This window comes from Paraburkholderia sp. CI2 (assembly GCF_014201055.1).
In the GTDB taxonomy this organism is placed as follows: Bacteria; Pseudomonadota; Gammaproteobacteria; order Burkholderiales; family Burkholderiaceae; genus Paraburkholderia; species Paraburkholderia tuberum.
Genome location: NZ_JACHDL010000015.1, coordinates 62,947 through 88,056 on the forward strand (window position 1 = coordinate 62,947; position 25,110 = coordinate 88,056).

At 59.6% G+C, this 25,110-nt stretch carries 22 protein-coding genes and 3 pseudogenes; 15 read left to right on the forward strand and 10 right to left on the reverse strand.

Annotated features, from left to right (window positions below):
• Positions 1-133: 133 nt before the first annotated feature.
• Together HDG32_RS20720 and HDG32_RS37270 are read left to right on the forward strand one after the other, a co-directional pair.
• Positions 134-2,116, forward strand: a complete 1,983-nt coding sequence (locus HDG32_RS20720; protein ID WP_184070316.1) for a phosphatase PAP2 family protein — start codon at positions 134-136, stop codon at positions 2,114-2,116.
• 60 nt (positions 2,117-2,176) lie between these two features.
• Positions 2,177-2,437 carry a hypothetical protein gene (locus HDG32_RS37270; RefSeq protein ID WP_184070318.1) on the forward strand — a complete coding sequence of 87 codons (261 nt, stop codon included), beginning with the start codon at positions 2,177-2,179 and terminating at the stop codon, positions 2,435-2,437.
• A 4-nt stretch (positions 2,438-2,441) separates the two neighbouring features.
• Here HDG32_RS37270 and HDG32_RS20730 read toward each other — a convergent pair whose 3' ends face one another.
• From HDG32_RS20730 to HDG32_RS20740, 3 genes are all read right to left on the reverse strand, one after another.
• Complete coding sequence (locus HDG32_RS20730; protein WP_184070320.1) at positions 2,442-3,317, reverse strand: alpha/beta fold hydrolase; 876 nt, start codon at positions 3,315-3,317, stop codon at positions 2,442-2,444.
• 1,057 nt (positions 3,318-4,374) lie between these two features.
• The gene (locus tag HDG32_RS20735; RefSeq protein WP_184070322.1) at positions 4,375-5,340 is read right to left on the reverse strand and encodes a sterol desaturase family protein; all 966 of its coding nucleotides are present in this window, start codon (positions 5,338-5,340) and stop codon (positions 4,375-4,377) included.
• An 8-nt stretch (positions 5,341-5,348) separates the two neighbouring features.
• On the reverse strand, positions 5,349-6,365 hold the full coding sequence (locus HDG32_RS20740) for a YncE family protein (RefSeq protein ID WP_260336540.1): 1,017 nt from the start codon (positions 6,363-6,365) through the stop codon (positions 5,349-5,351).
• A 317-nt stretch (positions 6,366-6,682) separates the two neighbouring features.
• Between HDG32_RS20740 and HDG32_RS20745 the strand changes: the two genes are divergently transcribed.
• A complete protein-coding gene (locus HDG32_RS20745; RefSeq protein ID WP_184070324.1) occupies positions 6,683-7,993 on the forward strand; it encodes an Nramp family divalent metal transporter in 1,311 nt (436 codons plus the stop codon).
• Between the two features lie 377 nt (positions 7,994-8,370).
• On the opposite strand, the pseudogene HDG32_RS20750 reads toward HDG32_RS20745, so the two are convergent.
• Positions 8,371-9,009 (reverse strand): annotated as a pseudogene (locus HDG32_RS20750) (alkene reductase); the annotation flags it as partial.
• Positions 9,010-9,054: 45 nt separating this feature from the next.
• Here HDG32_RS20750 and HDG32_RS20755 point away from each other — a divergent pair.
• From HDG32_RS20755 to HDG32_RS20770, 4 genes are all read left to right on the forward strand, one after another.
• Positions 9,055-9,456 (forward strand): hypothetical protein, encoded by a 402-nt coding sequence (locus HDG32_RS20755; protein ID WP_184070326.1) that lies wholly within the window; start codon positions 9,055-9,057, stop codon positions 9,454-9,456.
• A 210-nt stretch (positions 9,457-9,666) separates the two neighbouring features.
• Positions 9,667-10,080: a hypothetical protein gene (locus HDG32_RS20760; RefSeq protein ID WP_184070328.1), complete on the forward strand. Its 414-nt coding sequence runs from the start codon at positions 9,667-9,669 to the stop codon at positions 10,078-10,080.
• Positions 10,081-10,183: 103 nt separating this feature from the next.
• Positions 10,184-10,879: a M35 family metallo-endopeptidase gene (locus tag HDG32_RS20765; RefSeq protein ID WP_184070330.1), complete on the forward strand. Its 696-nt coding sequence runs from the start codon at positions 10,184-10,186 to the stop codon at positions 10,877-10,879.
• Complete coding sequence (locus HDG32_RS20770) at positions 10,869-11,303, forward strand: hypothetical protein (RefSeq protein WP_184070507.1); 435 nt, start codon at positions 10,869-10,871, stop codon at positions 11,301-11,303. Before HDG32_RS20765 ends, HDG32_RS20770 begins: the two co-directional genes overlap by 11 nt.
• Positions 11,304-11,327: 24 nt before the next feature.
• Here HDG32_RS20770 and HDG32_RS20775 read toward each other — a convergent pair.
• Positions 11,328-11,854 (reverse strand): annotated as a pseudogene (locus HDG32_RS20775) (reverse transcriptase domain-containing protein); the annotation flags it as partial.
• A gap of 678 nt (positions 11,855-12,532) precedes the next feature.
• Between HDG32_RS20775 and HDG32_RS36545 the strand changes: the two are divergent.
• Genes HDG32_RS36545 through HDG32_RS20800 form a run of 5 tightly spaced genes read left to right on the forward strand, consistent with a single transcriptional unit; the run spans position 12,533 to position 15,090 of the window.
• Positions 12,533-12,892 (forward strand): hypothetical protein, encoded by a 360-nt coding sequence (locus HDG32_RS36545; protein WP_260336541.1) that lies wholly within the window; start codon positions 12,533-12,535, stop codon positions 12,890-12,892.
• Positions 12,892-13,395, forward strand: coding sequence for a DUF4123 domain-containing protein (locus HDG32_RS20785; protein ID WP_184070332.1), 504 nt, complete (start codon positions 12,892-12,894; stop codon positions 13,393-13,395). The genes HDG32_RS36545 and HDG32_RS20785 overlap by 1 nt, the downstream gene beginning before the upstream one ends.
• Positions 13,382-13,726 (forward strand): hypothetical protein, encoded by a 345-nt coding sequence (locus HDG32_RS20790; RefSeq protein WP_184070334.1) that lies wholly within the window; start codon positions 13,382-13,384, stop codon positions 13,724-13,726. Before HDG32_RS20785 ends, HDG32_RS20790 begins: the two co-directional genes overlap by 14 nt.
• On the forward strand, positions 13,726-14,346 hold the full coding sequence (locus tag HDG32_RS20795; RefSeq protein WP_184070336.1) for a restriction endonuclease fold toxin 5 domain-containing protein: 621 nt from the start codon (positions 13,726-13,728) through the stop codon (positions 14,344-14,346). The genes HDG32_RS20790 and HDG32_RS20795 overlap by 1 nt, the downstream gene beginning before the upstream one ends.
• Before the next feature lie 9 nt (positions 14,347-14,355).
• Entirely contained in the window at positions 14,356-15,090 is a 735-nt protein-coding gene (locus tag HDG32_RS20800) for an immunity 52 family protein (RefSeq protein ID WP_184070338.1), read from the forward strand.
• A 950-nt stretch (positions 15,091-16,040) separates the two neighbouring features.
• On the opposite strand, the pseudogene HDG32_RS20805 reads toward HDG32_RS20800, so the two are convergent.
• From HDG32_RS20805 to HDG32_RS20815, 3 genes and pseudogenes are all read right to left on the reverse strand, one after another.
• A pseudogene (locus HDG32_RS20805) lies at positions 16,041-16,703 on the reverse strand (aminotransferase class I/II-fold pyridoxal phosphate-dependent enzyme); the annotation flags it as partial.
• A 99-nt stretch (positions 16,704-16,802) separates the two neighbouring features.
• Positions 16,803-18,827, reverse strand: a complete 2,025-nt coding sequence (locus tag HDG32_RS37060; RefSeq protein ID WP_184070340.1) for an FUSC family protein — start codon at positions 18,825-18,827, stop codon at positions 16,803-16,805.
• Positions 18,828-19,211: 384 nt separating this feature from the next.
• Positions 19,212-19,817 carry a TetR/AcrR family transcriptional regulator gene (locus tag HDG32_RS20815; RefSeq protein WP_184070342.1) on the reverse strand — a complete coding sequence of 202 codons (606 nt, stop codon included), beginning with the start codon at positions 19,815-19,817 and terminating at the stop codon, positions 19,212-19,214.
• A 173-nt stretch (positions 19,818-19,990) separates the two neighbouring features.
• On the opposite strand from HDG32_RS20815, the gene HDG32_RS20820 reads away from it, so the two are divergent.
• Together HDG32_RS20820 and HDG32_RS20825 are read left to right on the forward strand one after the other, a co-directional pair.
• The gene (locus HDG32_RS20820; protein WP_184070344.1) at positions 19,991-20,761 is read left to right on the forward strand and encodes an alpha/beta hydrolase; all 771 of its coding nucleotides are present in this window, start codon (positions 19,991-19,993) and stop codon (positions 20,759-20,761) included.
• Between the two features lie 373 nt (positions 20,762-21,134).
• Positions 21,135-21,938: a hypothetical protein gene (locus HDG32_RS20825; protein ID WP_184070346.1), complete on the forward strand. Its 804-nt coding sequence runs from the start codon at positions 21,135-21,137 to the stop codon at positions 21,936-21,938.
• A gap of 209 nt (positions 21,939-22,147) precedes the next feature.
• Here HDG32_RS20825 and HDG32_RS20830 read toward each other — a convergent pair whose 3' ends face one another.
• Positions 22,148-23,026 carry an NmrA/HSCARG family protein gene (locus HDG32_RS20830; protein ID WP_184070348.1) on the reverse strand — a complete coding sequence of 293 codons (879 nt, stop codon included), beginning with the start codon at positions 23,024-23,026 and terminating at the stop codon, positions 22,148-22,150.
• A gap of 115 nt (positions 23,027-23,141) precedes the next feature.
• Between HDG32_RS20830 and HDG32_RS20835 the strand changes: the two genes are divergently transcribed.
• Positions 23,142-24,065 (forward strand): LysR family transcriptional regulator, encoded by a 924-nt coding sequence (locus HDG32_RS20835; protein ID WP_184070350.1) that lies wholly within the window; start codon positions 23,142-23,144, stop codon positions 24,063-24,065.
• Positions 24,066-24,435: 370 nt separating this feature from the next.
• Here HDG32_RS20835 and HDG32_RS20840 read toward each other — a convergent pair whose 3' ends face one another.
• Positions 24,436-25,083, reverse strand: a complete 648-nt coding sequence (locus HDG32_RS20840; protein ID WP_184070352.1) for a glutathione S-transferase — start codon at positions 25,081-25,083, stop codon at positions 24,436-24,438.
• Between the last annotated feature and the right edge of the window lie 27 nt (positions 25,084-25,110).

Below are 25,110 nucleotides of genomic sequence, written 5' to 3' on the forward strand. Positions count from 1 at the left end.
TTCGACCACCAGGTCTTCCGGGATACCTGCGAATCGCGCCACGATATCCGATACCGCGTAATCAGTCGCAACAATGCCGTAATAATTCACCCGCACAATCCGACGCCACCAACAACCACAAGAAAGTCTCGTGATGCCACATTTTCGCGTCCCTCTCCCGCTGCGCCTCACGGTGCTCGCAAGCGTGGCGGTACTAGCCGCGTGCGGTGGTAGCAATGATTCTTCTACGCCGAGCGCCTCGAACACTTCGACGACGACGGCGACGGCCTCGATCCCGGCGCCCCCTGCCGACCCCGGTTTTGTCGACAACGCCGCAATCCCCGACGTGCCCGCGTTCGTCGACACGATTGCGACTAACCAGCGCGGCGATGCGCGATATGCGACGCTCGCCACGAATGCGGGCGTGCGTGTCGTCTCGCGATTCCTCGACATCTGGCAACCGTTGACCGAGATCGTCGATGCGGGTGTCTCCGCGCCCGCCAATGGTTCCTTTCCGGCTGTCGTGCAGTCCACGTGGACAGGACTACCCAATGACGGTACGCCGGGTGGGGCTGTCGTGAACAGTGCCGTCCATGCCGCAAACATTCAATTCGTGGTCGCCGAGACGACCAACCGAACTCCGGCACAGGCCGACGCAGCCTACTACGACGACCGGCGCGGCAAAGGTTATAGCGTGACCGATGGCATGGGACCGCTCACCAATGCGTGGCGCGCGGCGGCGCAGCAGGTAACGACCATCACGTCGATTCCGGCGGATGCGACGACCGTTCTGTACAACGACAACGGCAACAACATCGGCGTCGGCAGCAGTGGCGGCAACACCAGTTTCGGCCAGGTTGTCGACCTGCTCAACATCATGGGCAACAACGCGTCCACCGAGCCGGCCAAGCGCTTCTACAAATACGCGCGGCCATACCGCTGGAGCACGAGTGTCGTGGTAGATCCGACTCTGGTGCCTGCCGAGAGCACCACGCCTTCGACCGATGGCGGATTTATCAGCGGTCACGAGGCGGAGGCCATGCGCGACGCGATGACGATGGCCTACGTGCTGCCGGAGCGGTTCCAGGAGATGGCGAGCCGCGGCCTCGAACTTGGCGAAAACCGCATTTTCGCCGGTATGCACTCGCCGCTCGACGTCATTGCTGGTCGAATGTTTGCACTTGCGGCGACTGCTGCGAATCTTTCCGATCCGAGCAACGCCACGTTGAAGAGCGCCGCATTTAGCCAGGCGCACGCGGCCCTGATGCAGTCGACGAATACCAATTCGATGAGCTTCGCCGCTTTCGCCCACTCCGGCACGGCAGCGACGGACCGCTTCGCCGACTACGCGACGAACAAAGCGGACTTCACTCGCCGTATGACGTTCGGCTTTGCTCCGATCGAATCGACCAATGCGCCTCCCGTTGTGCCGAAGGGTGCGGAGGTGTTACTGGAGACGCGCTTTCCGTATCTGAGCGCTGAGCAGCGCCGCGTGGTGCTCAAAACGACCGAGCTTCCTTCCGGCTATCCGGTCATGGACGATGCGGAAGGATGGGGCCGCCTCAACATGTTTGCAGCCGGGGACGGATATGGTGCGTTCCATGGCAGCGTCATCGTTTCGATGGATGCGTCCCAGGGCGGATTCAACGCGTCGGATTTGTGGCGCAACGACATTGCCGGCGCAGGGAAGTTGACGCTGCAGGGTAGCGGAACATTGAAGCTCGGCGGCAACAACACCTGGTCGGGCGGCTCCCAGGTAAGCGGCGGCGTGCTCGAGGCCGATTCTCCGAATGCGTTCGGCACGGGCGACGTGTATGTGGGTGCGGGTGGCATCACCATCGCGGCGGCGTCGCCCGTGTCCATCGTCGGCAAGTACACGCAGCTCGCCGGCACGACACTCGAACTCGACATTGACGGTAAAGGCGCCGGCCAACTGCACGTTGGTAATCAGCTGACCATCGCCGGCGGCACGCTACACGTGAAGTTCGTGAGCGGCTATGCGCCCAAGGTCGGCGACACCATCGATCTGATCGATGGCAACGGGGCGACGAAGCAGTTCACGACGATCACGGTCGACGGCCACAAGGCGACGCCGGTCTACTCGTCGACCGGCGTGTCGGTGCACATCGATTCGTAATGCGGCCATATTTGGCTATGCGTCGCCCGGATAACCCGCTGTCTGTAATGCGGATGATTGATGCCCGGCTGGATCGCGATGCGCGTCATCCATGAGGTGCGCACCGCGCTCGACAGCGCGCTCCCCATCCCTGCGGGTTTCGAAATGCGCTGCGAAGAGATCCGTGCACACTGCGGCTGCAAGTACTTTCGCGAGCGGCGACACGCGCTCCGGGATGCCTGGCGATGTGTGCAGCGCGATGGAGTTCCAGGCATCGTCCTGTGCGTGACAGTTGATAGAGGAAGCATTCCAGAGCGTCTGGCTATGACGGTCTGTCGTTGATCGTCTAAAGCGGCGATTCCTTCGTCAAAAACCGCCTGATGGCAATGGAGACGATTTCTGGAAACTCTTCGTGAATCGCGAGCTTGCCCTTCATGACCCATTCAACCTGAACATTTGGCAATTGTCCTAACGCCTCCATTTCGACACGCGATTTCGGCGGCGTCTGATCGCCGTAGATCACGAGGATCGGAATGTTGGCTCGGCGCGCAAGATCAAGGAACGCCGCACGGTTGGCGACCCGGTCTAGCGCACCGGTCACAAAGCGTACCGAACTGTGCCGGGCTCCGGGTGCACGGGTGACGGCGAGTTTGGCCGCGAGACGATCGCCGCCAAGCCAGTCAGGATCGCTGTAAACGTGTTCTCTCGCCATCATGGTGATGACATGGCGGCTGACGTTGAGCCGGTAGAGAAGCGGGCCAGCGAGGGGGTGAACAATGGCAGAGCGCACACGGGAGAACCAGGCCCGCTGGCCACCCATCATCGTCGGCAACGGGCCGCGCCACGTCGGTGCGATGAGGACCAGGCGATCAACCGTATCTGAGCGCAAGACGGCCTGGTAAAGCGCATAGGTGGCTGCATGTCCGGCCGCCACAATGGCGTGCGGTGGTGCCACGATGTCGCTTAGAAACCAGTTAAGAAACTCCGAGAGAAGCTCCGGCGACCATTCTTCCTTTGGCCGCGCCTGATCGCCGAACCCCGGCCAATCAACCGTCGTCACGTGAAACTGAGGCGCGAGCAAGTCGAGCAGCGGGCGCATCTCCAGGCGCGTGGAAATCGTACTCAGGGCCGGCAGGAGGACGACCGAAGCGCCGCTACCGGCCTCATCCACGTCCAGCGCGATCTCTCCACTGTCCCACTGGCAGCGAATCGTCTTCGTCATTGCCTTTCCAATTTGACCTTCATACGAATCACGCAGTAGATATTGATGACGAGTTTAATTAGAGGCGGGTCTCCGGCCATGTATGGATGCGTTTTTCGTGCTGTGGAGTTGACCCGCTTTCGTGCACACCTATCCTTTGGAACAGGAGGTGTCCATCATGGGAAACTTACCGCAGTGGCAGAAACGGGTCCGGGCGCGGCCGATCGCGTCGGACGGGTGTCGGCTAGTTTGAGACGTCTAACGGCATTACGCGAGCGACCGCTGACTCCGCGAACGCTGCCATTCAAGTGACAGACGTTGTCATCGAGATTGCGGCACTCACGGCCATACCGTAACTGTCATCGCCAACCAGATTTAGCAGGTACGTCACTGCGTCACCTGCGCTGCCCGTTCTAACACTACGGCTGCCTTGTGCCTCCGGTGATCGCGCCTGAACACCAGGCAAAGGAAGTCGAAGCGTCGGGCTGCCAGCCGCGAGGGCGCTGCTCTGTAGCTCCAGACGCCCGACGTTTGCATCGCGGGACTGCCTGGAAATCAAATGCGCCACGCCTGTCTTTGACGTTTAGCCTTCGGAGACGCGTCGTAGCAGATACACGACAATCACTGCGGAACCGCTGACAAAGATTGCCAGCCCGATCGCTTTACGCGCGAGCGTGCGAACGCGCGCGCGGGGCGTGTAACGCACAAACCAGGAACTGGTTCTGCGCAACATCATTCACTCCATGGGCGCCTTGACGGGCGCGTCGCGTCGGGGAGAGACAGCCCCCTATGTTGCCGGAACGCAGGCCGTATCGCGACGTGTATGTGCCCTGATCTTTGCTTGAGAGTCTTTACCACTTCGAACTCTTTGAACTGAGGATAGCTGGATAGAGCGAGGGTAAATGCCGGCATCCGGGCATTCTGAAACCGGCAACTGCAATTATCGCACCTCAGGTTCAAAGGCACAGAGCAGATGCTTTACGGTCTGCTGACAGGTTCTTTGCACCAGCCGGTCCGGACCAAATCCAGGCGCACATGAACCGGCCCGTTTGGGCATTGGCGCAATGCAGGGATGTTCTCAGGAGGAACTGCGGCGAGCCTTTGCCGGTTGCCGCCACTGTTCAAGGAAAAACTGCAAGCCGCCCAGTTGCTGTGCGATGTAGCCGCCCGTGGCCATCGATTCCGGTGCGCGCCGGTCGCCTGTAGGCGGGTACTCGGCGGAGAAGTCCGCTGTACCAAACACGACGTCCCAGATCGGGAAGACGGCGCCGTAGTTACAGGAATTGCGGCCGGCCGCGCGCAGGCCATGATGCAACCGGTGAAAGCGTGGCGAGACGATCAACCGGTCCCCGAGCCAGCCGAACGAAAGCTTGATATTGGCGTGGCTCAGGCTTTCGATGAAGCGCATGAACAGGAACAGCAGCGGAAACTGCAGCGGCGGAATACCGATCGCGAGGCCGACGATGCCGAACCAGATTGCGGCGACCAGGTCGTCAAGCAGATGGTTGCGGTCGTCCGACCAGAAACTCATCTGTCGCTGCGCATGATGCAACGCATGCAGTGCGTACCAGCTACGGTATGAGTGCGACAGGCGGTGACGCCAGTAATCGGCACAGTCCAGAATCAGCGCGTACGCGATGAAGGTAATGACCGGATGTCCGAGAAGCGGCGGTATCAACGTCTCAAGCGTTGGCGGTATGTAGCCGTGATCGACCACGAAGCCGTTCACCCACACCTGCACCTGGTAGAACAGCAGGAAACTGACGACAGGCAACACCCCGACGCGGTTGAGGATCGTATAGAACGCGTCGGTTACGACGGCTTTGCGGTCATCCCAGCGTTCGATCGGAAAGAGTGCTTCGAGCGGCCAGCAAACCGCATACGTGACGATAACCGCGAAGAGGCCATAGACGCAGATTAGCGCCCAGTCGAAGGAAAGCTCTTCCCATTGCATCCAGCCGAAGTGATACAGCAACGGCAGAACGAGATACTGGTCGATTTCACCGGCCAGCATATTGAAGAATCTGTCGAGAAATATCAGCATGATGGGCGTTAGAGCGTTTCGGCGGTAACGAGACCTGGGCGGCTCATTTCGGTGGTGAGGAAGATGCCGTGCGGCGAGCGTCCGACATTAATGGTCTCATAGTTACCGCTGGCTGGATCGAGTACGGCGACCTGCTCCCGGAAACGCAGCGTCACCCATAGCTTGCCGTCGGGGCCGACAGCAATATCATCTGGCCCCGCAGCGTGGAACGGATAGGTACGACGAAGCTCGAGGGTGGTTGGATCGAGCGCCACCAGCGAGCCGCCGATCCGGTTGCTCACGTAGAGCGTCGCGCCGTCGGGCGTAAGAAAGACATTGTGCGGGCCGACGCCGGTTTTCACCCGCCGCAGCACGTTACCCGTCACTGGATCGACTTCCGCCACATGGTCGCTGCCCATCACGCAGACCAGTACCTTGCCGTTGTGCCAGAGCACGCCGGCGGGGGTCGATCCGACGTTCGACTTCCAGCGGATCGTCAGGTTCGTCAGGTCGAATGAAACGAGCGTGCCGGACTCCTGCATCGAATTGAAGCTCCAGCGCGAGTCCGGCGAGAAGTCGAGGTGGCTCGGCATGCCGCCGGGCGAGAAGCGCTTGACGAGCGTCAGGTCGTCGGGGCGGTAGATGTCGACATAGTTGAGCCGCAGTGCATTGACGACGAGGTAGCGGAAATCCGGCGTGAAGCCAAGCTGGTACGGATCGGCGATCACCTTATGGCCAAGCGCCAAACCGGTGTGCGGGTCGACAATGAACAGTGCATTGCCGCTGGCGTCGGCAATATAGAGCTTGCTTCTGTCGCGCGAAAGCGCCCAGTGACTGGGTTCGCGCAACGTCGGCAATGTCCGGACGATCTTGTGCGACGCCATGTCGATGACCGAAACGCTGGCTTCGCCGGAATTCATTACGATAGCGAGATTGGGGGGCGCCGCGCTGGCGATACCTGAACGAAGGGCGAGGAAAGGCGACAGGCCGAGACTCAGGGGAATGGCCAGACTACGGCCAAGTACTTCGCGACGTGAAAGCTTCATGGAGGGCGTGCATGAGAGAATCAACCACTCATTCTGCTGGATGGATTCACCGTCACGCAAGGACGAATTGCGAATGGCGCTGATATGGAGCGATGCTCAACCGCTTCCTGTCAGTAGCCTAACAAATTTCGGGCGAAGCTGACGATGCGCATGCGATTTCGCCGTATTTGACCGAGCTTCCCGCGGCCCCGGGCGCGCTTTGCGCAGCACCCGCCCCGTTCATCCGCGGAGTTTGGCCGTTGTATATTGCCATCACGCGCTAAAGAACCTGGAGTAATAGCAGTGCCACGTTTGTCCAGAGAAGTCGGGAAGTGTCCATGAACAGCACTGCCGGCAAAAATACGCTCACAGATCGCACGACTGTTGCGATTCGCGATGTGCTGGCCGGCAAACGAACCGGCTTGCGCTCTGCTCTGCTGTTCGCCGGGCCCGCAGTGATTGCCTCGATCGCCTACATGGACCCAGGCAATTTCGCGACCAACATCCAGGCCGGTTCCCAGTTTGGGTACACGCTGCTGTGGGTGGTACTGATGGCCAACCTGATCGCCATGCTGTTCCAGGCGCTCTCTGCCAAACTCGGCATCGTGACGGGCCGTAATCTGGCGGAAATGTGTCGCGAGCAACTGCCGCGCAAGGCCGTCTTCGTCATGTGGTGTGTCAGCGAAGTGGCTGCGATGGCAACCGACCTGGCCGAATTCCTCGGTGGCGCAATCGGCCTCGCGTTGCTGCTCAAAATGCCGTTGATGGCCGGCATGGCGGTGACCGCCGTGGTGACATACGGCATCCTGGTGTTTGAAAAAAGCGGCTACCGGCCAATGGAGATCATCATCGGCGCGCTCGTTGCTGTGATCGGTCTGTGTTACCTGGTGGAATTGTTCATTGCGCCCGTCGCATGGGGACAGGCCGGATTGCACTCGATCTTACCCTCAATGCCGAACCGGGAAGCGCTGACCGTTTCGGTCGGTATCGTGGGCGCCACCGTGATGCCACATGCGATCTATCTCCATTCCGGGCTGACTCAGGGCCGGACTCCGGCGAGCAACGCGAGCGAGCACCGCGCACTGCTGCGTTTTTCGAACCGGGAAGTCATCGTTGCGCTTTTCTTCGCAGGTCTCGTCAACATGGCCATGGTAATCATGGCCAGCGCGGCATTCCATGCCGGCCACCGCGACGTCGCGGAAATCGAAACTGCTTACCATACGCTCACGCCGTTGCTCGGTGCGGGCGCGGCGGCGGTTTTCCTGATTTCGCTCATCAGCTCGGGTATCTCCAGTTCCGTTGTCGGCACCATGGCTGGCCAGATGATCATGCAGGGCTTCGTCGGTTTCCGGATTCCCGTCTGGGTGCGACGTCTGGTGACCATGGTGCCGGCGTTCGTGGTGGTCGGCCTCGGCGTGAATGCCACCCAGGCGCTGGTGATCAGTCAGGTCGTACTTTCGTTTGCGTTGCCGATCCCAATGGTGGCGCTGGTGCTCTTCACCCGCCGCAAAGACATCATGGGCGAGTTCGTCAATAGACGGCTAACGGACATTGCAGCGATTGCCGCGACGGTCGTCATCCTCGCGCTGAATGCGGTGCTATTGCTTCAGTCGTTCGGCGTCAGCATTCCGGGCATGCCTGCAAGCTGATGCAGCCCACCCGGACTCTTTCGGGATGGGCCGCGCTCCCGGTGCGATGGACGGCGAAGTTTGTTCGCCAGCCATCGACTGACCGCTGGGGGACCAGAGCTCCGGCTCCAAAAACGGCTTGTCGATTCGTTCGCTTTCGTCTGCGATGCCGGTGCATGCCTAGGGACGATCGCTGCTTCCATGTTCGCCTTGAGTTGTGAAACATACGGTAAGAACGGCGTTGACCCATGGGCACCTGGCTGGCTATGCGGATGAGGTCCGAAGCGGCATCTCCTGGTGCAAGCGTACGTCGACCTGGCGGGCTTCTCCGTTGTCTGGGCTGATCGTCCCAAAGAAAGCCTCGCCGGCGCGAGGCCCGGGAGTGGCTATTTGTACGGTCAGGCAAGCGCCGGGTAATCCGTGTACCCTTCCGCCCCTGGGTGATAGAACATATCGGGCCGCGGCTCATTGAGCGATGCGTCCAATCTAAGTCGGCGCGGCAGGTCCGGGTTGGCGATGAACATCTGCCCGAAAGCAACCGCGTCGGCGTCGCCGACCGCAAGCAAACGTTCGGCGGTGTGCTTGGTCATCTTTTCGTTGGCGATATAGATGCCACCGAATGCTGCCTTCAGCGCGGGTCCGAGCCGGTCGTCTCCCAGCGCTTCACGCGCGCAGATGAAGGCAATGCGGCGTTTGCCGAGCTCGCCTGCGACATAGCCGAAGGTGGCCGCAGGGTCCGAATCGCCCATCGACTTCACGTCACCGCGCGCAGACAGATGCACGCCGACCCGGTTGGCGCCCCATATGGCGACGCACGCGTCCGTGACTTCGAGCAGCAGTCTCGCACGGTTCTCGATCGACCTACCATATGCGTCAGTGCGCTGATTGGTGGAGTCCTGCAGGAACTGGTCAAGCAGATAACCGTTGGCGCAGTGGACTTCCACGCCGTCGAACCCTGCCTTTCTGGCGTTTTCAGCGCCGTGCCGGTAGGCCGCAACCACGCCGGCGATCTCGTCGGTTTCCAGCGCGCGCGGGACCTCCCTATGTGTCCGGGCGATCTTTCACGATAACCGGGACCGTGCATGACCAAACCCACCAGGAAGCAGCAATCTCCCTACCGTCCCCCTGTAGACGCTCTCCAGTATGAACGGCTCGCGCTGGCCGCCTTCCATCTTTGCGACCGGCAGGGGCAGCAACTCCGACATCTGATTACACTTGCGACCTCGATGCTCAGGAGTCCTGCTGTGACTGCAGAGGAAAGGCACGAACACCGGAACCTGCTGGAGATGATGATCCAGCTCGGCGAGGACTACCACGCCGCCAATCGCTGCGATCAGGAACTGTTCACGGTGCTTGCGCTCGACGCCAAGGGGCTTCCTAACCGCCAACTGACACCGCAGGACGCCGCAGCGATTCTCGCTGACGCTGCGCAGGGCGCGAACGGGAAACTGGCGGCTATGGACGCTTCGTGGACAAAGCACTAACCGGCGTCGATCACTTACGGAAAAAAAGCGGCTCAATGCCGCTTTTTTTTGTTGGACGGTGACACTGGAAAAATGCACCTGAAAATGAGATGGGCAGAGCAATTGTGAATATCTGTCACAACAGTTTTATCTCAATTTAAAGTCATTGACCGTGTCGCGGTTTGGATGGTTTATTCGTCGGGTGTGTTCTGGAAAATCAGCAGAGGTCAGATGGAACAACAGAAACAGGATGAAACCGGGGGCAAGGAAGAATGCCAGCTTTGCCGTATCACCTATTCAATCTACTCAAACTTCCCGCCAATGCCGTCCGCAATGGCGCTGAACGCAGAAACCGGCGAATGGTTTCCGTTCGATAGGCTGAAGTCGTATTCAAATGGTTACGAGATGGCTGAAGCCCTCGGTTACGCATGGGCGTGCGATTGCCGGGAACGCTCCCGGAATCGTTTCGATGAACAGTTCGTACTGAGAGATCGTAAAGGCCGACCATTCGCGAACGCGCGCTATCGAGCGCGTGTTGGTCTGAACGTAGTAGCAAGTGGCGTCACGGACGCCGCAGGTCGCACACAGCGAATCAGCACCAAAGACGCGCGGCGGCTAATACTCGAAATCAGCGCGGGCGTCTGATGGGGATTCCTGTAGTGAGGGATCGAGACGCATGGAAAGACCGAACGCATCAAGACGAATGCAGTATCAAGCTTGACACTTTACATTACAGGAGAAATCCGGAATGAACGAATCTGGTGAACGCAATAAGTACGGTTTCAAGGCGAACGAAAATGAAGAATGGTTCGAGGTTCATTCTGGCGCAGTGACGAACACGAATCCGGGCTCAATGGTTTATGTGACAATTGACACTACACCAATATGCCCAAACATGACGGACGCCGAATTTCGCGCCAAGGTCATGAAGTTGCGCGACGATGCGGTTGTTTTGGTTGACAAGCGAATAGCTGCATTGAACACATGGAGTCTTTCAGAGCAAGCGCGCGTCGCCAATTGGTTTGGCACGAAGGACAATGCAACGCGCAATCTTCTGATTCAAGGATTTACCGCAGTCAATAGAGTTATGCGTGGTCTCCAACCTAAGAATTTTATTCGGCAGTCTCCTGAGCTTGACCGTGTTCTTGGGTGTTTGCCCCATCCGGTCAGCAGTGGTTCTGCTGCGCACGTTTGCGCCCCTGATACAGCCACGCATACCATTAGTATTCACGAGGTCTTTTGCGAAACCCGCGATTTCACGTCAGGAGGGGATTCGAAGCTGTCAACGATCATTCATGAGTGCACGCACTTTACGGACACTTTTGGGAGCAAAGATTGGAAATATACGATCACAAGATTCTTGGCAACCTGGGGGCAAGAAAATCCGCAGCAAGCAATTAATAATGCAGATAGCCTGGCGGGATACGTCGTATATGAATATTAAATTGGGTGCCTTGGCATTTGGGCTGCTGTCTATCAGCGCACAAGCATGCAATACATCTCAGAACCTTCCGGGTCAAAATATCGATTTGTATTTTGAAAGAAACTCGACGCAGGTATCGGCGGATCAAATTTTAAAATTGGCAAATTGGGCCATCGACATGCGCCTTAAGTATCCTATTCAAGAGGTACTGTCCATTGGTGGAGTGGCTGAGGCAAGCGAAAAAGAGCCTAAGCAGTTGGCAATGCAACGTGCGGACACAACAAAGGCAATGCTGATGCAGTTTGGTCTTACTCAAGTTCCATACGACGTCCGCGCTGGAATATACAAGCCCCTTGAGCATTTCGTCGAGCCGCCTGAAAAGGTCCGACGTGTGGAGATTGAACTGACCCCCGGTTGTCCTAATAATTGCTGCGACGGAAAGTGAAGCGAGCACGTCCCTAAGCGCGGTTTTCCGGCATGGCTGCACGTACGACTGCGCGGCAAGCACCGCATCGTGTGCACGCCGTCCGGGCCGGAAGCCGTAGCTATGCTCGCTGAAGGTGGGATCCAGAACCGGCTGCAGCACCTGCAGCAGAGCCTGCTGGATCAACCGGTCCGTTACCGTCGGGATACCAAGCTCGCGCGCGCCTCCGTCCGGCTTCGGAATCGTCACCCGCCGTACGGGCTGGGCCGGTACGTCCCCTTCAGCAGTTGTTCACGAATCGCTGGCCACGCCGTCACCAGATGGCGCGCAGTCTGGTCAACGCTCAGACCATCCACGCCAGCGGCTCCTTTGTTGCCCCGCACCCGTTTGAACGCCCGCTTCAGGTTCTCTCTCGTCAACGCCGCTTCCATCAACGCTGACCCTGTGCTCCCGGGTTCATGCCGCGGGCAGCCGGCTTCGTCGCTCACAGGTACATGCGCAGCTTCACCACGCGCTGCTCCCGCTCGCCCCGTTTGCACGGGCATCTGACGCATTGCCTGCCGCATCGGCATATCCCTGAACACTCCTTCCCGTTCGGTCCTTCGTCACCAGCTTCAGCCTTGCCGACCTGTCCTGTGACTACTACGACCTCGGCTGACTTCTCGCTCCGGTTCGACACCGTTGCCCTTTCAGGCATGAGGCGAGATCTCCCCAGGTAAGAAAGCACTCCTTCACCGCACAACCGCCGGATTTACGGCACCAATCCTTGACCACAAGAGCTTCGCAGATTCGTGCCCGCTCGCCCTGATCGGTGCCGCCTCATATCCGGTTCTTGTCCATCGGCTCACGGCTTTGCTCCACGCTTCCTCCCCACGCTCGGTCACCCTTACGCAGTTGCGCTTCACTTCATTCGCTGTGGTCAGCTTATGGGAGGACTTGCACCTCCAGGAGTGCGCCCATGCTGGGCGCACACGAAAAACGGCCCGGGCGCACTTGCGCTCGGGTCGTCAAATCCAGACCTTTCCGTTATACCGTTCGATACCTCAAAAAAGACCTTAACTGAACGGCATTACGGCTCAATGCCGCTTTTTTGTTGGACGGTGACACTGAAAAAATGCACCTGAAAATGAGATAGGCAGAGCAATTGTGAATATCTGTCAAAACAGTTTTGTCTCAATTTAAAGTCGTTGACCGTGTCGCGTTTTAGATGGTTAATTCGTCGGATGTGTCTGGAAAACAGCAGAGGTCAGATGGAACAACAGAAACTGGATGAAACCGGGGACAAGGAAGAGTGCGGGCTTTGCCGTATCACTTATTCAGTCTACTCGAACTTCCCGCCAATGCCGTCGGCAATGGCGCTGAATGCCGAAACCGGCGAATGGTTTCCGTTCGACACGCTGAAGTCGTATGCAACCGGTTACGAGATGGCCGAAGCCCTGGGTTACGCGTGGGCGTGCGATTGTCGCGGACGCTCCCCTAATACGATGCAGAAAAAAGGCCCGTTATCGCACTACGGCGCAACGCCCTGGCCGGTGCTTCCGCAGTCGTCCATCTGTCTCGAATGCATGATTCACGCTGCCGGGCAAGGCGCGATGACCCTGGAGCGCTGATGATTCCCGCCTCTGTCAATGAACAGCTTCGACAGTATGGGGAACGGCACTACAGCGGCCGCGTGCTGGCGCTAGTGGACGGAATCCAGTACGAGCAGCATACCGGCCAGCAACTCACGCCCGAAGACCACATGACGGTTTCGCTGTTCGCGGGCACGAACGACATGGCACTCGCACACGCGGGGCCGTGGCTGGTTGATCCGAAGACGGCGCGCGACCATCTTGCGGACCTGGGCGAACTCGAACAGGCCCGCCCTGGCGTGATCTGGCTGATTACCTCAGAAAGCCTGGAGAGGCAGGCCGCAAAGCTGCGCCCGTACCTGAATACCGGCATACCGAAAGGACGAGCCGCCCTGCTGCGCTTCTGGGACCCCAGGGTGCTGCATGCGCTCAATGCGGTATGCCACGGCAAGAGCGAGCGCGAGCTTTTCAGGGCTGCCGATGCGTGGCACTACCTCAACGAACGACAACGGCTCACCATCAACGACAATGGAATTTACTGAAGGGCAATGGGCGCTTCTGAAAGCCTATGAAGACCGTAACTATGTGGACTTTATCCGTGGTCATATCGTGCGCGATTATCCCGCGCTGGCCAATGATCCGACTTTGCGCGACCGGCTTAATGCGGCCTTCGCGCGAACAAAGTTGCTCCGCTTCACGCATGACGTGCCGATAGTCGATTTCCTGTATGTGGAAGCAACGACGCCGGAGTTTTACAGCATTCCGGCGGTCATAGCATGGCTGTACAAATCAGGCGTTCCGGGTGAACAGCGATTCGAAGTGTTGATGCAGGCAATGGGTAAAAGGCAACAGGAAATGAAGGAGAAACGGTGATGGGTATTCCATTCCCGGCGACGCTCGCACGCGCAGCAAACGCAATGGCGCATGCAATGCCTATGCCTGTTCCGGTCCCCACCGCCGCACCGTCTGCTGGTCCCGCAGGCAGCAGCGGCACTGGTGCGGGTGCAGACGGCGGATGGGACGAACTGCCGCGTGACCGGAGCCGCGAACGCGAAAGACCGTGCAAGTGCCCCCCGGAGAAAGGCGCACTGGTGCGAAAGAACCACAGCATGAACCCTGAGCCGCGACGATACCAGGCGCGCATTACCGGCTTCGAGTATGCGATAGCAACGGACGGAAAAGGCCGTGAGACCGCCGAAGGCTGGAATATGGAATGGGACTGGCTTGACATAGACTTTGATGGGTTTCAGCATTCCCAATGTCTCTTGCAGGAAGCCAAGGGAAATTACGATCAATTTTTCAAAGAAAATAAGGAATTGAAATTTCCGTTTAAAGGATTCACAAAAATGCAGGAGCAAATAGCAATTCAAGGAGAAGCTGTTCGCGCCAATCCGCCGAGCAGATTAATGTGGTACTTTGAGACACCGCAAACGCGAGCTTACATGATGAACACACTTCGCCAGTTTGGCGTGCCTTCGGTCCATCAATCGTGAGTGATTATCGTGAATTTACTTGAACAACATCGGGATCAAGCTGCCGCACCAAAAGGCGCATTCGAATTTCATCTTCAACGCATTAAAGCCATTGTCGACTTTATTGCAACCAAGGACGAAACCTTGGGTGGGAACTGGTATCTCGCAGGAGACACGCAACAAGATGCACTTCAATATGAGGTCTTCGCCAATGGAGCAGCGTCGAAGGCTGCTATAGATGTTTTGAAGGCAGAGTATGGACATGGGAAAAAAATTGATCGACCGAAAGTCATAGGCATATGGAACGGAAGACAAACTGACGGCGCGACCGCCATCATGTCCTTAATGATCGACACGGGAGTTATTTCCAATAACATCGAATTGTCTCTGGATGAGAAAGCGAATGGTCTTTCGCGGCTAGGCAATTACAAATCCGTGGCCGAAGTTGTAGCCAAAGTGGTTGAGCTTTATCGCTCGCTGTATGTGACGTTCGGGCCGCGCGCTTATCAGGATCAACAGGTCTTTGATGACCGCTTAGGCGTAAGCTGGATGCTCTACCTACCGCACGCTCTCGCGCCGGCCCAGGTGCCGGAAGCGCGCGACTTAATCCCTGTCATGCGCGATGGCAGGCAGCAAGGCACGATCATCGTCAGCGTGACGGATGAAGTCTTTGATGTGAACAACCGGGAGCACGTCAAGGCGGCTAACGATATCGAAATCCGCCTCGCCGATCAGGACCTGTTGCCGCGTTTCGTTGATCTCTGAGTTCGGCTCGCTATCCCCGCTTCGGCGGGGACTTTTTCTGCGAAGAGGCTCGCTACTGCGCGGGCCTTTTGCCGTTACGCCTGATTCCAGCGATTGGGCCAGGGGCGATCCACCACGATGCCACTTGCGCCGTTCTGTTGCGATTTTCTCCAGCAACTGCAACACCTCTTCGCGGTTGCCGGCTTTATCCGCCTGTTCCATAGCGGCCCGGTATTCATCAGGCGTCGGCTCGACACCATCACAGCACCGGTTCACCACCACCGTAAGCGCATCCATCGGCGGGCCGACATACCGGGCACGCAACGATGACATCGCATCATGCGTGAGTTGGGTCAGATCGTCGGTCTGCAACACGGCGACGCTGATTCTCAGCACGGGTTCCATCCACGCAAGCAATTCTGACGAATGCTGCTTTCGCACTTCGAGCGAACGAAGATTGTCGTAGCAGCGCTTCCTGTTGTTATGGTCGAACGTGGCGGGCGCGAAACGATACGTGAACTCGGTTCGCGTCCATCCGAGGTACTCACGCACACTGGAGACATTTGCACCGAGCCTCATTTCCCTACCTCCAAAAGGCAGAAAAAAATCCGCACACGAAGGTGCGGGCACTACCACACACGTCGCAGTCCGGGGATGGGACCTCGACGCTTTACAACGCGATGCTATCCATCCAGGGTGGCTGCGGACGTGCGCGGGCGCTGCGCACCAGTCAGCACATTTCTCCCTTCCGTTTTGCACCGGTTTGTGCAGGAACGAAGCGGTCTTATGCTTGTGCTGGCAACTCGAAAGCGACGCATTCCGTTTCGAGGGTCGTTTCGTGCGATGTCGTCGGGAAAGGGTATGTCGCGGCGTGTTCTACGATTGCATCGCAACAGAAAGTACGTCGTAGTGAGACGACAGGTCCTGGCCGGACAATCCTGGTGGACAGACCGCGCCCTCGCGCTTGCCGGTCAGTAGCTCTGTTCGGTAATAACCCGGGCCACTGTTTCCAGCGACCGGCGCAGCGTGGCCAGATCGACGGACCCAATCGCGAGGCGGATGGCGTGAGGTACATGCGTCGATGTCGCGAACGGCAGGGCCGTCGACACTGAAATGCGCTCACGCATCAGCGCCATCGCAATCGCGTCGGCGCGGACTTCCTGCGTCAGGGGGATCCAGATGAAGTACGACGCTGGATGGCTCATCGTCTTAAGCTTGCCGAGCGCTTCGGCGGCAAGGATTTGGCGCGTCTTCGCATCCCGCCGCTTCTCGTCTTCGAGCCGGGCCACCGTGCCGTCGTTTATCCAGTTGCAGGCGATTGCCGTCATGGTTGCGGGAGTGTTCCACGTCGTGGCCCGGATTACCCGTTCAAGCCTGGGAATCCATTCGCGTGGTGCGCAGACGAAACCGACGCGCAGACCTGTCGCGACACTCTTCGACAAGCTCGAGACATAGATCGTCGTCTCCGGAGCAATCGATGCCAACGGCGCCGGAGCATCTTCTGCGAGGTATGCGTAGGCCCCGTCCTCGATGAGGATCAGTCCATGCTGTCGAGCGATACTGACAAGCTCGCGGCGCCGCCGCGCGCTCATTACCCAGCCAAGAGGGTTGTGCAGCGTCGGCATTGCGTAGACGAGCGGACTTGCCGTCATTTCGCTTGAAAGAATACGGTCACGAAAACGCGGAAATTCTCCGACGCAAGGCCGCGGTCAAACAGGGGCTCGCTGGCGTTCTTATACGGTTCCCACGTAGCTATCAAATGCGGTCACGAGATGCTGGATCGCCTGTTCGAGGTCATCTGCCGGCGTTTCAAAAGACTGATTCAGTGGCATCGCTTCCCTCGACGTCAGGGCTTCCAGCAGTGTGGCGGTCATCTCATCGTAGCGATTGGCCCTTTCCCGGTCATGTGCGTCCGGTTCCCCGCTCCGAAGGACTTCGATCACCGCGGCGGCGCCGCAAACCACCCGCACCGCGACGGTCAGGTTCCGCAGTTGTTCGAGCCGCGCAGATCGCCGCTGGCCCTCCAGGAGCATACGTTCTCTCGCAACTTCAAGCCGTGAGCTGGCCAGACCGGCTTCGCGTTGGAGGCGATCGAGGGTGGCGGTCGATCCTCCAGCCATCCGAAGCGCGGCGGACGCGAATGCCATGTTGGCCGAAATCGCGGCTGAGATCACGGCATTCAGCGCGTTACTCTCCTTCTGCGGCCAGAGAAGAAAGCTCGCCGCCACGCCTACGCAGGCACCGACGAATTCATTGGTAAGACGAGCGACAATCAGTCCCTCCGCCGGATGGATGAAATCCGACATCAGCATGAACATCGGCGTCAGGAAGACAACGAACAGACCGTAGTTCACCAACCTCAATGCGACGGTCACCGCGGCGAGCGGCAAGATTGCCAATGTCACCGCAACCGGACCGGACAGACTCGTCAGAAGAACAGCGGCGATCGTTCCGCCGATGAGGCTGCCGCATGCACGCTCCAGCACGCGCAACCATGTATTGGCGGAAACCGGTTGGGTCACGACGATTGCAGCGATCACGCCCCAGTATGCAAACGTGACACTGAGCGATGTGCCGATCATGAAAGCGAGCACCGATGCGACAGCCACCCTCAGCGCATGGTCCCAGACCAGCCTTTCAATCTTGACCGCGCGAGCGGCGGCAGGCGTGGGCGTCTCGGGGTCCATTGCGAGCGCGTGTCGCCCGTCCGCGAGCCGAGCGATGGCCCTTGCCGCAAAGGCAACGGCGCTTGCCGTTTGGTCCGTCCGTTCAGCCGTCTGCCGCAACAATGCGTGTGCTTGCGCTATCAGCGTATCGGGAATGTGCAGTTCTTGCTGTGCCTGCGCGGCCACGCTTTGCAGCAACTGTCGCAGGCCCTGGAGCGATTGCCGCGATCCATCGTCGTCGCCAATCGCTGCGTTGCGTCGGGCATGACCGATTGCGATCAGCGTGGAAAACACCCTGCCCGCGGCATCGACGCCCGGCCCGAGATCAGGGCCGTTGCGAACATCATGCGCCGCCAATGCCCTGCCGCGCTCGATCGACATGCGCACCCCGCGGCGATAAACGGTATCGAACTCGGTCCAGCCCTGCACATCCATTCCAGGCCGCGAATCCAGCGACTCCAAAAAACCGGCCATGTCCTCGAGCCTGCCGAAGATCGTCGCGAGCGTGAAGCCCGCGGACTGTGGGAACGGGACGGGCCAGAGGAAGATGCAAAACAGCATGGTCCAGGCTGAGCCGAGCAGAAAATAGCCACCATGAGCGAGTGCAGCGGCAAGCGGCTCGGGCGACGCAATTCCGATCACGACCGCGAGCGAGGCAATCAACCCCGCCTGCGCCGGCATAGGCCCGAGCGAGGGCTTGTAGGACCGTGTCAGTCCACAAAGGAAGACCAGGACAAACAGGGTGACAATGCTGACGGCATAGCCCCAATGCGCGGCATAGGACGCCAGCGGCATGACGACAACGCCCATGGCCGTGAAGATGGCCATCGCCTTCAGGCGCTGTGACCTGGACCCTTGCGGATCGCAGAGACAGTTCCAGAACGCCGCAACGGCTCCGAAAGCGATATCCGAACGACCGAGAATCGCCGCGGCACAGAGCATCGGCGCCATCGCAAGCGCAGCGTGTATCCCTTCCGCAATCCCGATGCGCTCGGGCGTTATGGCGAAGACATGACCTTCAGCCCGCAAGGTCCGACGGCTTACCAGGGATACGAGCTTTCCTATTATTGTCATCGCACCTTTGCTGCTCACGAACGTTGATTGCTGGAGGACATGGCCCAGGAAATGGGCGCCCCCCGGATTCACGCTGCCAGCGCGCTGAGATAGCCGCCGACTCCGCGCTGTGAACGTCTGCTTTTCGCATATGCGACTGGCGGCAATGGGGCTCGTCTGCCGCTCTAGCTGGACACTCGGGCGTCCGGTCCGCCCCAACAAGCCGCCAGTCGCCCGCAACACTCACTTTGCATTGTCGGTTGTTGCGATTATCCGCTGAGCACTGCCCGCGCCAGTCCGAACGCCCACGCCCTGTGATCACGACTCGAAATTCACGCGGTCCAAGACCATCCCGAGCGCGAGTCGCGAGGTACCCCGACGCCGGATTCGTCGTCTACGCCGAGAGACCTGGCGTGCCAACCGTCAGGCGATTCGGGTTCTTTTGCGTGGCTTGACAATCCTGTCGACGGCGCCGTCTGTGACGTCCTTGAAGAGTGCGGCGTTGCCATAGGCCCGCGCGGCCAGCATCGCACCGTAGACCAACGACACGAGCGTTGCGGCCTCAGCCTGAACCGACGTACTCAGTTTGAACTGGTTGGCTCTCGCGCCCGACTCGAGCACATGTTCGAGCCACGCCGCGAGGTTCTCGAAATACGCTCTGACCTCTTGCGCCACTTCGTCGGGCAAAGCCGGGCGTTCCGCGCCAAGCATGCCGGCTACGCAGAATGGCGTGCTGTCGTCCGCAATGCAGCGTTCCCAAAAGCCGATATAGGCCCGTAACTGCGCCAGAGCGTCGGCACCACTCGCCTCCAGTGACGCCATGTCGGAGTCGAACTTTTCGCGCCACTGCTTCACCACGGCGATTACCAGATCTGCCTTGGCGGGAAAGTGGTGGTGAATGCTCGCCTTGCGAATGTCGATCGCGTCGGCAACGTCGGCATAGCTAAACCCGCAGTAGCCGCGACGCATGATGAGCTGTCGCCCTGCCTCGACGATTTTCGCCGCGGTGGTTTCGCCGGTCGCTGTCATTTCCCTCTACCATCTAGTCGGTTGAATTAAGTGTAAGTCTACATTCGGAGCGCGAAAATTTCCAATTTCTAAAAAAGTACTTGCGACCCAACCATCCTACCAGTAGGATGGTTGGGTCGATCGGGAATGCCCATCAACACCTTCTCATCACCTGATCTTTTTGGAGCCTGAAAATGAAAGCAGCCTCACGTGTAACACGTATCGCCACCGCACTCGCTCTCTCCTTCGCCGCCCTGGGTTCCCAGGCCGCGGTGGCCGCGCCGGTCAAGAACATCGTGCTGGTCCATGGCTTTTTCGCCGACGGCTCGGGCTGGCAGGCAGTGTCGAAAATCCTGACGCGCGACGGCTACAACGTGTCTGTCGTGCAAGAGCCGGAAACCTCCTTCGCAGATGATGTGAAGGCAACCACGCGGGTAATCGATGCACAGGATGGTCCGAGCATCCTCGTCGGCCACAGCTACGGCGGTGCGGTGGTGACGGAGGCTGGCAACGACGCGAAGGTGGCGGGCCTGGTCTACGTGGCTGCATTCCAGCCGGATGCCGGCGAAAGCCCGATGGATCTGACAAAAAAAATGCCGCCCGCGACCAAGGCGATCAAAGCAACCGCAGACGGCTACCTGTATCTCGACCAGGCCCAGTTCCATACGGATTTTGCCGCCGACGTACCCACCGCCGAAGCGAAGTTCATGGCGATCTCACAGGTGATGCCGGCCGCCCAGTCGTTTGGCGTGCCGATCACAAGCCCGGCATGGAAAACGAAGCCGAGCTGGGCAGTCGTCGCGACGGCAGACCGCGCAATCAATCCCGATCTCGAACGTTTCATGACCAAGCGCGCCGGGAGCACCACGGTCGAAATCAACTCGAGCCACGTCGCCTATATTTCGCATGCGGCCGAAGTCGCAAAGCTGATCGAGCAAGCCGCGGCAAAGTCCAGCAGAGAATGATCGAACGCGATGCGCCGCCTGCGGTTGTGGTAATTGTCAGGCGGCGTCCGCTGCGTACTTGACACCGGCCTTTGACACAGTACGGCTTCAAGGACTGCAACGGGTCGGCCTGAGACGGTCACCGGCCGTCTCGGTTCGGCCAATTTGAGACCGTCGCGAACGGCTCTGCGAGGTCGCTGAGCGGCTGCCACAAGCCCTGAGTCCGTCCCCGTCAAGTATTTCGAGGGCGGCCGATCTGGCCAGTCTGTGCCTGGCCAGCGAGACCCAAAGCCTGATTTGAAAAGGTCGATCCACTGGTTAGATTTGATGCCATGTCCCTCCCCAACGTAGCAAGCGGTCATGTGGATCTATACTGGGGTACCTGGAGGCTTCGATGGCTAATCAAGACAGACTGCATCCGCTACGTCCGCTCCTGAAGAATTGGGTTTGGGAGCATGGCCGAATCGGTACCCGATATCTGGACTGCACCGATGGCGAAATCAAGTTTGACGAAGGCAAGAAGTCGCGCTTCGCGGCCGAAGAATACATTCACGTGCCGCTCGACAAGGATGGCGACGACGATGCGCCTGTGGAAGGTCCTGCGATCCAGGAAGCGGGACTCGCCCGGTTTTTGAGGGCAGCGCAGTTAGGCAGGCCCGAGGAGGCCGGCACTATCGTGGAGGTCCAGCGCGCAGTGCAGGACTGCATGGAACTCGGCCTGTTCAGCGCATATCAGTTGAGCGCCCAGCAGGCCGCCGCACGCTATGCGCAAGAACCCATGTTCGAGGATGAAATCCGCGCTGCGGTTGTCGACGATATCCGACGTATCTACGCGGGCATGCGCGAGCAATTGGCGCTGTACGATTTCAGTGTGCTTTACGGCTTGCCCACGCCCCTGCTCATCAGCGAGGCGCCGTTCATCGACTGGCGCGTGCGCGCTAGTCCGGCCCTTCCGTTTGTCTCGCTTCCTCTTGGGCCATACTGCCTGCTGGTGGGTGCGCCGTCGGGCAGGAGCAGCCGAATTGGCCCCGTGGTCTGGAAGTCCGCCGCGGCAATGGGCCCGTTGAAGGACCACAACCGCCAAATCGCGGAGCACGCACGGTTGTGGCTGGTGGCGACCACTGATGACCAACTCGTCGCGGTACAAAGCCGCTTTGCTGATGCCAGGAGCCCCAAGCCAGAGGATGCGAGGCCCTGACTGAAGTCGGCGGGAAACGCGTTGAATCGTTCGTGCTTCTGGAGACGATTTACGGACGTCCGCTCCCTGAAGCCACGAGTGTCACGCTGGGTCGATATCCACGCGGCCTTCATAAGCAGCGGAATACACCCGCGAGCAGGGGTCGGCCCCGTCAAGCCCCCCGTCGCGCGTGCCAGCCTCTGAAAGTCGCGATCGCGTATCCTGGCAGGTCAGTCCTTAGCCCACGCCGCAGCCATGGCGACGGCAAAGTCCCGATAGGATCTCGGTTGCCGTCCCAGCAGCGTCGCCAGACGCTCGACGTGCGCGCTGGACGCGACCGCGCCGTCCTGCTGATACCGGCCCATCATGAGCCGCATGTCGTATGCGAGCCAGGCAGGAGCAACCGACTTGAGGCGCTGCTCAAGGACGTCGAGATCGTCGCCACCGTAGCGGACGGGACGTCCCAGCGCCTCGGCCCAGATCGAAACCACGGTCTGCGCATTGATCACGTCAGGACCGACGAGTTCGTACGTCTCGCCGGGCAGCGGGTTTGAGCCACGCTCGCGGCGCAGCAGTTCGCGCGCGGCAGCCTCGCCGATATCACGGACGTCGACCATGGAAATGCCTTTCGCGCCAATTGGCATGCCGTAGACGCCGTGCGAAAGCAGCGGGTCTTTCTGCCGGACGTCGTTCTGGATGAAATACGCGGGGCGCAGCACTGTCACCGGCAGGTCGAGGTGTTCGATCATGCGCTCGACCGTATGTTTGCTGGTGAAGTGCGGCACGTCGACGTATTCGGCGCCCTTGAACACCGACAGATAAACCACGCCTTTCACACCCGCTTCCCGTGCGACGCTCAGGGTCTGCACCGCCTGAGTCAGCTCGTCCGCGACGTTGGGCGCAAGCAGGAACAACGTGCTGACGCCGATCATCGCCTGCCGCACCGCGTCGACGTCGGACAGGTCGCCCTTCACTGCGGTGACGCCACCAGAAAATTGCGCTTTCTCCGGTGTGCGGGTCAGCGCGCGTACCTCGGCACCGCTGCCGCCCAGATGCTCGATAACCTGCTTACCGATCACGCCCGTGCTGCCTGTAACGAGGACTGCCATGGGTATCTCCTTGAAGTGGATGGGCTGGGTCCGCCCGTGAGACAAACAATAGTCGTTTCGCTCAATAGTCGAAAGTGCCAGAATCCATACACTTCGTCTCGTACACGGAACGATCATGAATTTGACGTCGCTCGGCGATTTCAATGCAGTTGCACTGCACGGTGGCTTTGGGCCCGCCAGCCGGGCGCTCGACCGCCCCAAGGCCACCCTCTCGCGGCGCGTGGCCGAGCTCGAGGAAAGCCTCGGCGTCAGGCTGATCGAGCGAGGCTCACGCAGGCTGCGTCTGACAGAAGAGGGCGTTGCACTCCATGAACGCACGCGGGGGCTCATGGCTGAGATTCAGGAGGCGGGTGAAGCGCTCGCCTCACGCGCCCCGGTGGCGCGCGGGCGGCTGCGCATCAGCGCGCCTGTCGTTTTCGCGCATGTCGTGCTGTGCCGGATCGCTGCGCGCTTTGCGCTCGCCTATCCGCAGGTCGAACTTGAGGTCATTGCAGAAGACCGCATCGTGGATCCGGTGGAGGACGGCTACGACCTCGTTATCCGTATCGACCCGGCGCATGGCGAGCAGCTCGTGGGACGGCGCATCCTCGGTGACGAGCGCCTCGTGGTCGCGGCGCCGGGCATGTCGATACCTTCGAGACCGGCACCCGATGCAACCGGGTTGGAGGTGCCGGCCGTTATGTCGGCCGCGGCACCATCAGGCGCGTTATGGCACATGCGAACGGAAGACGGTGGTGCGATAGCGATCAGGCCGATGCCCGTGTTGCGGCTGTCATCGTTGCTGATGGTGCGTGACGCGGTGCTCGAGGGCGTAGGCGCGGCGCTCTTGCCCAGCTTGCTGGTTGAGCATGATGTGTCGACAGGAAGACTCGCCTGTTGGGGAAAGGCGGGCTCGCCCGTGGAAATCTGGGCCCTTTACAATTCGCGCCGGCTTCTGAGCGCGAAGGTGCGAGCGTTCATGACTATGCTGCAGGAGTTGCCGGGTCGGGAGCGCAAATGGGGTGGCGCTAGCAGTTCCAATGATTCTCCGCGCCGCTAGCTTTCTCTGTGGTAGCGCGGCGACGTGGTCGAGCCGTCGAGCGGCTGCTTTCGGCGACATTGAGTGTCTCAAACGGGTCCCGGCTGCCGAACGCACCCCTGCAAGGGCGAAGCATGTATGCCAATGGCATGAGTCGGCACCCGGCCCCTTTCGGCCGTTCACCGGGGCACCGCCAGGACACTCGATTGGCTGTTTCACTTCGGAAGCCGGGCCTCCGGGATGGCGACGGGGCACGACGAACATTGGATCCCCACCAGTCACGGTGTTCCCAACCGCGATAGCGCGACTTTCACCTTCCAGGATTGAAACGAACTCTTTAGCCTACGTAGCGATGCCCAAACATCGGGCATCGCCTTCCGTGTCCGGTCCTTTATGCCTTCGCAGAAGGGCGGTCCGACATCTTGTCGTACCAGGTCTGCAGGGCATCGAATTCGGCGGGAAGGCGCATCTTCATGGCGCCCGCAGCAAAATCGACGGTAGCCAGCGTTGTGATGTCAGCGGCGGAAAACTTGTCGCCTGCCACGAAAGGAACCGTCTTTAGACGCTCGTTGAAGTCGGCGAAGAAGTTGGCTACGCGCAGCTTGCTGCGCTCGACGATCTCAGGAATCTGTTCATAAGCATGCGGGCCCGACAATGCACGCCCCTTCAATCCGGCGACCGCGTTTCGCACGCCTTCCATCACGGCCGCAAATCCGTCGAGTTCGGCGCGCCGCTCCCACATCGCGATCAGCGCCTTCTCTTGCGGCGCCGTGCCTAGCAATGCGGCCTTCGTGGGATACGCGTCCTCGATGTAGCGCCAGATTGCAGGGACTTCGCCAATCGCCGTGCCGTCTTCGAGTACAAGCGTCGGGACCTGTCGGCGAGGATTGATTGCGACGTACGCATCGGAGAATTGCTCTTTCGCACCAAGGTCCACAGCTTTCGTCGGAATCTCAATGCCTTTCTCGGCAAGAAAAATGCGGACTCGACGAGCGTTGGGAGAAGCCTTGGATTCGTAAAGCGTGAGATCGGTATTCATGTACTGGTCCAGTTCGATGAGAAGAGT